This window comes from Mycobacterium sp. 1165178.9, from assembly GCF_001673555.1.
Classification (GTDB): Bacteria; Actinomycetota; Actinomycetes; order Mycobacteriales; family Mycobacteriaceae; genus Mycobacterium.
Genome location: NZ_LZMB01000493.1, coordinates 1 through 5,990, shown reverse-complemented (window position 1 = coordinate 5,990; position 5,990 = coordinate 1). Strand labels below are relative to the sequence as shown.

The window sequence follows — 5,990 nt, the reverse complement described above, 5'->3', positions numbered from 1 at the left end:
GCGGCATCGACGCCGCGACCGGGGCCATCACCGGTCCCGCGGTGCACGCCTCGCTGACCGTCACCTTCGGCGGCCTCAAACCCGTGCACGCACTCGCCGACTGCGGGCGGGTGCGGCTGATCGACATCGGACTCGACTTGCCCGAGACGGACGTGCTTGGGTTCGAGGCCGCCGACGTGGCCGCGCGCTGGCCGGTGCCCGGGCCGCACGACGACAAGTACACCCAGGGCGTCGCCGGCGTGATGGCCGGCTCGTCGACGTACCCGGGCGCGGCCGTGCTGTGCACGGGCGCCGCGGTCGCCGCGACCTCCGGCATGGTCCGCTACGCCGGCAGCGCGCACCGCGAGGTGCTCGCGCACTGGCCCGAGGTGATCGCGTCGCCCACCCCCGCGTCGGCCGGGCGGGTGCAATCCTGGGTCGTCGGGCCGGGATTGGGCACCGACGACGTCGGGGCCGCAGCGCTGTGGTTCGCGCTGGAAACCGACCTGCCGGTGATCGTGGACGCCGACGGGCTGACGATCCTGGCTGCCCATCCCGAGCTGGTGGTTAACCGCACCGCGCCGACGGTGCTGACCCCGCACGCGGGTGAATTCGCCCGGCTGGCGGGTAACCCGCCCGGTGACGACCGGGTGGGGGCGTGCCGCAAGCTGGCCGACGCGTTCGGCGCCACGGTGCTCCTCAAGGGCAATGTCACGGTCATCGCCGATCCGGGCGGCCCGGTTTACCTCAATCCGGCCGGACAGTCGTGGGCGTCCACCGCCGGCTCCGGTGACGTGTTGTCCGGCATGATCGGCGCCTTGCTGGCGGCGGGGTTGCCGTCGGCCGAGGCGGCGGCGGCCGCGGCCTTCGTGCACGCGCGCGCGGCAGCCCTCTCGGCGGCCGACCCCGGCCCTGGCGAGGCGCCCACCTCGGCATCGCGCATGGTGCCCCACATCCGAGCCGCTCTGGCGGCCTTGTAGGAGAGACCTTCAGAAAGGAATTCGTTGTGCCCCAACACCCTTCCATGCCCGCGCATTCCATCGCCCCTGCCTATACCGGTCGCCTGTTCACCGCGCCGGTGCCGGCGCTGCGGATGCCCGACGAGTCGATGGACCCGGAGGCCGCCTATCGCTTCATCCACGACGAGCTGATGCTCGACGGCAGCTCGCGGCTGAACCTGGCCACCTTCGTCACCACCTGGATGGATCCCCAGGCCGGGCGCCTGATGGCCGAGACGTTCGACAAGAACATGATCGATAAGGACGAATACCCGGCGACCGCGGCCATCGAGCAGCGCTGCGTGTGCATGGTGGCCGACCTGTTCCACGCCGACGGGCTGCGCGACGACGACCCGTCCAGCGCTGTCGGTGTCTCCACCATCGGGTCCAGCGAGGCGGTGATGCTCGGCGGGCTGGCGATGAAGTGGCGCTGGCGCGCAAAGGTCGGCAAGGACTGGAAGACACGCACCCCGAACCTGGTGATGGGCTCCAACGTCCAGGTGGTCTGGGAGAAGTTCTGTCGCTACTTCGACGTCGAACCGCGCTACCTGCCCATGGAGGAGGGACGCTACGTCATCACGCCCGAGCAGGTGGCCGACGCCGTCGATGAGGACACCATCGGGGTGGTGGCGATCCTTGGCACCACCTATACCGGCGAGCTGGAGCCCATCGCCGAGATCTGCGCGGCGCTGGACAAACTGGCCGCCGGTGGCGGGGTGGACGTTCCGGTTCACGTCGACGCCGCCAGCGGGGGATTCGTGGTGCCCTTCCTGCACCCCGAGCTGAAGTGGGACTTCCGGCTGCCCCGGGTGGTCTCGATCAACGTCAGCGGGCACAAGTACGGGTTGACCTACCCCGGCGTCGGGTTCGTGGTGTGGCGCAGCAAGGAGTACCTGCCCGAAGATCTGGTGTTCCACGTCAACTACCTGGGCGGCGATATGCCGACGTTCACGCTGAACTTCTCCCGGCCCGGCAACCAGGTCGTCGGCCAGTACTACAACTTCCTGCGGCTGGGTCGCGAGGGCTACACGCAGGTCATGCAGGCGCTGTCGTCGACCGCGCGCTGGCTGGGTGAGCAACTGCGGACCGGCGAACACTGCGAGCTGATCTCCGACGGGACGGCGATCCCGGTGGTCAGCTTTCGGCTCGCCAAGAACTGCGGCTACACGGAGTTCGACGTCTCCCACGAGCTGCGCGGCTTCGGCTGGCAGGTGCCCGCCTACACCATGCCCGACAACGCCACGCACGTCTCGGTACTGCGCGTCGTGGTCCGCGAGGGCCTGTCCGCCGACCTGGCTCGGGCCCTGCACGACGACGCCCGCACCGCGCTGGCCTCCCTGGACAAGCTCAAGCCCGGCGGGCATTACCGCGCCGAGCACTTCGCTCACTGAGATCTCCGACGGGGCTCGTCACGCCGGATGTGTCACACGGGACGCGTCACGGTGGTCCCGGCGGGGCGCATGTGGCGCCTGTGACCGCTGCGACGACGCCGCCGCGGGCGCGCGCGGCCCCCCGCCGTCGGCGAACGATGTGGCCGATCGGTTCTGGGACAATGGCTGCTGCGAACTGACAGACTTCACGAGTGGGAGCGCGACTTCTTTGGCCGTTACGCCAATATCCCTGACGCCGGGGGTCCTCGCCGAGGCCCTGGTCGACCTGGGCGCGATTGAGCACAACGTGCGGCTGCTGGCCGAGCAGGCCGGCGGCGCGCAGGTGATGGCCGTGGTCAAGGCCGACGGCTACGGCCACGGAGCCCCCCAAACGGCGCGCGCGGCGCTGGCCGCGGGGGCCACCGAGCTGGGTGTCGCCACCGTCGCCGAGGGCTTGGCGCTGCGTGCGGCCGGAATCACCGCGCCCGTGCTGGCCTGGCTGCACCCGCCTGGCATGGACTTCGGGCCCGCGCTGCTGGCCGACATTCAGATCGCGGTGTCCTCCGAACGTCAGCTCGACGAGCTGCTGGACGCCACGCGCCGCACCGGCCGGGCCGCGACGGTGACCGTCAAGGTCGACACCGGGCTGAACCGCAACGGGGTACCGCCGGGGCAATTCCCGTCGATGCTGAGCGCGTTGCGCCGGGCCGTCGCCGAGGAGGCCATCGTCCTGCGGGGGCTAATGTCCCACATGGTGTACGCCGACCAGCCCGCCAATCCCGTGAATAACCTTCAGGCCCAGCGATTCAGCGACCTGCTGGCCCAGGCGCGCGACCAGGGCGTGCGGTTCGACGTGGCGCACCTGTCGAATTCGTCGGCCACGATGTCCCGTCCCGACCTGGCCTTCGACATGGTGCGCCCCGGCATCGCGATATACGGGTTGAGCCCCGTGCCCGAGCGTGGCGACATGGGTCTGGTGCCTGCGATGACGGTGAAATGCACCGTGGCCCTGGTGAAGCCGATCAGCGCCGGTGAGAGCGTGTCCTACGGCCACACCTGGACCGCGCAGCGCGACACCAACCTCGCGCTGATTCCGGTTGGCTATGCCGACGGCGTCTTCCGGTCACTGGGCGGCCGGCTGGAGGTGCTGATCAACGGCAAGCGGCGACCGGGCGTCGGGCGGATCTGCATGGACCAGTTCGTCGTCGACCTCGGGCCGGGACGCACCGACGTGGCCGAAGGCGACCAGGCGATCCTGTTCGGTCCGGGCACCAATGGCGAACCCACCGCGCAGGACTGGGCCGACCTGCTCGGCACCATCCACTACGAGGTGGTGACCAGCCCCCGCGGCCGAATCACCAGGACCTACCGCGAGGCGCGAACCGTTGAGTCCTGAGAAATCCCGCAGGCGCCGCAAGGGCAGGGCCTGGCTTGCGGGAGGCGCGGGGGTGACGGCCGTCGCCACCATCATCGGAGCCTCGGCCCGGCGGTCGATGACCCAGCGCGCCACGACCGAAGACCCGTACGCCCATGAGGATTTCAACAGGCTCGAGGACGACACCAGCCTGGTGGTGACCACTCCCGACGGGATACCGCTGGCGGTCCGCGAAACCGGTCCGGCCGATGCACCTCTGACGCTGGTGTTCGTCCACGGGTTCTGTTTGCAGATGGGCGCCTTTCATTTTCAGCGCACGCGGTTGCCCGACCAGTTGGGCCCCGACGTACGGATGGTCTTCTACGACCAGCGCGGGCACGGCAGATCGGGCGAGGCCGATCCGGAGACCTACACGCTGACCCAACTCGGCAGGGACCTGCAAACAGTGCTGAACGTGGTGGCACCGCGTGGAATGATCGTGCTGGTGGGCCACTCGATGGGCGGCATGACGGTCTTGTCGCATGCCCGCCAGTTCCCCGAGCAGTATGGGCGCCGAATCGTGGGCGCCGCGATAATTTCTTCGGCGGCAGACGGTGTTTCGAGGTCGCCACTGGGTGAGATACTCAAAAACCCTGCGCTGGAAGCGGTTCGGGTTGCCGCGCGGTCCGCGCCGAAGCTGATGCATCGCGGACGCAACGTGTCCCGGTCGTTGATCGGACCGGTGCTACGGGCCGCCTCCTACAGCGACCTACAGGTCAGCCGGAGCCTGGACGCGTTCTCCCAGCGCATGATGAACAGCACCCCGATCCCCACCATGGTGGGCTTCCTGGATGCGTTGGAAAAGCATGACGAGACCGCCGGGCTGTGGACGCTGCTACGCATCCCGACCCTTATCGCGTGCGGGGACCACGACCTGCTGACCCCGGACGAGTATTCACGAAAAATGGCCGCCAGCCTGCCGCAGTCCGAGCTGGTCATCGTCGCCGGGGCCAGCCATCTGGCGCTGCTGGACAAGCCCGACGCTATCAACGGCGGGCTGGTCCGATTGGTCGGGCGGGCCACCCCGGGCAGGGCGGCGCTGCGGATGCGACGGATGCGAGAAAGGTTGCGGCGCCGTGGCTGAGTTTGATGGCGGTGACACGCCGCGCCCGGCTTCGCCGCGCCTGCGGTCGCCGCGGGGGGAGGGCACCGCGACATGCGAGCGCGTCGAGGACACCATGGCGCTGGGCTCGCGGTTGGGGCAACATCTACGGGCGGGTGACGTGGTGGTGCTGTCCGGCCCGCTGGGCGCGGGAAAAACCGTGCTGGCCAAGGGAATTGCCGCGGCAATGGATGTCGACGGACCTGTGACCTCACCGTCCTACGTGCTGGCGCGGGTGCATCCGCCGCGGCACCTCGGCGCTCCGACCATGATTCACGTCGACATGTACCGGTTGCTCGACCACACCGACCATGAGGGCGCCGACCTGCTCGGCGAACTCGATTCCCTGGACCTCGACAGCGATCTCGACGACGCCGTCGTCGTCGTGGAATGGGGCGAGGGGCTGGTCGAGCGGCTGGCCGAGCGTCATCTGGACATCCGGCTCGAGCGCATCACCGGATCCGATGTGCGGATCGCGACCTGGCGGTGGGCCGACCACACCGACCAAGAGTGTGAATCATGAGCATCGTGCTCGCCCTGGACACCTCCACGCCGGCCGTGACGGCCGGGATCGTGCGCCGTGAAGACCTGTGCGTGCTCGCCGAGCGGGTCACCGTCGACGCCCGGGCCCACGCCGAAAGGCTCACCCCGAATGTCGTTGCGGCGCTGGGTGCTGCGGGACTGACGATGGCCGACCTGGATGCCGTCGTGGTGGGCTGTGGCCCGGGACCTTTCACCGGTCTGCGGGCCGGAATGGCCACCGCCGCCGCCTACGGGCACGCGCTTAACATCCCGGTGCACGGCGTGTGCAGCCTGGACGCCATCGGCGTGCGAACCGCCGGGGACACGCTGGTGGTCACCGACGCCCGCCGGCGCGAGGTTTACTGGGCACGGTATCGCGACGGCGTACGGACCCACGGACCCGCGGTCAACGCCGCCGCCGACGTCGATGCGGGTACCGCTGCGGCCGTCGCCGGCGCACCCGAACACGCCGGCCTGTTCGGTTTGCCGGTGTGTGAGCCGGGCTGCCCGACACCCGCCGGATTGGTTGCGGCGGTGGCCGATTGGTCCGTCGGCCCGGAACCGCTGGTGGCCCTGTATCTGCGTCGGCCCGACGCCAAACCGCT

At 69.6% G+C, this 5,990-nt stretch carries 6 protein-coding genes; all 6 read left to right on the top strand.

The annotated features are described in order from the left end of the window. Positions 1-959, top strand: a 959-nt coding sequence (locus tag A5652_RS21195) for an NAD(P)H-hydrate dehydratase (RefSeq protein WP_067356231.1), incomplete at its 5' end; no start/stop codon positions are given. Positions 960-1,003: 44 nt separating this feature from the next. Continuing rightward, positions 1,004-2,368 carry a glutamate decarboxylase gene (locus tag A5652_RS21190; RefSeq protein ID WP_156745464.1) on the top strand — a complete coding sequence of 455 codons (1,365 nt, stop codon included), beginning with the start codon at positions 1,004-1,006 and terminating at the stop codon, positions 2,366-2,368. Positions 2,369-2,576: 208 nt separating this feature from the next. Then, a complete protein-coding gene (gene alr, locus A5652_RS21185; protein WP_067356224.1) occupies positions 2,577-3,743 on the top strand; it encodes an alanine racemase in 1,167 nt (388 codons plus the stop codon). A gap of 52 nt (positions 3,744-3,795) precedes the next feature. After that, positions 3,796-4,845 (top strand): alpha/beta fold hydrolase, encoded by a 1,050-nt coding sequence (locus A5652_RS21180; RefSeq protein ID WP_197514044.1) that lies wholly within the window; start codon positions 3,796-3,798, stop codon positions 4,843-4,845. 40 nt (positions 4,846-4,885) lie between these two features. Then, positions 4,886-5,386, top strand: coding sequence for a tRNA (adenosine(37)-N6)-threonylcarbamoyltransferase complex ATPase subunit type 1 TsaE (gene tsaE / locus A5652_RS21175; RefSeq protein WP_197514045.1), 501 nt, complete (start codon positions 4,886-4,888; stop codon positions 5,384-5,386). Then, positions 5,383-5,990 (top strand): tRNA (adenosine(37)-N6)-threonylcarbamoyltransferase complex dimerization subunit type 1 TsaB (gene tsaB, locus A5652_RS21170; RefSeq protein WP_067356217.1); only part of this gene is annotated, 608 nt, incomplete at its 3' end. The genes tsaE and tsaB, both read left to right, overlap by 4 nt.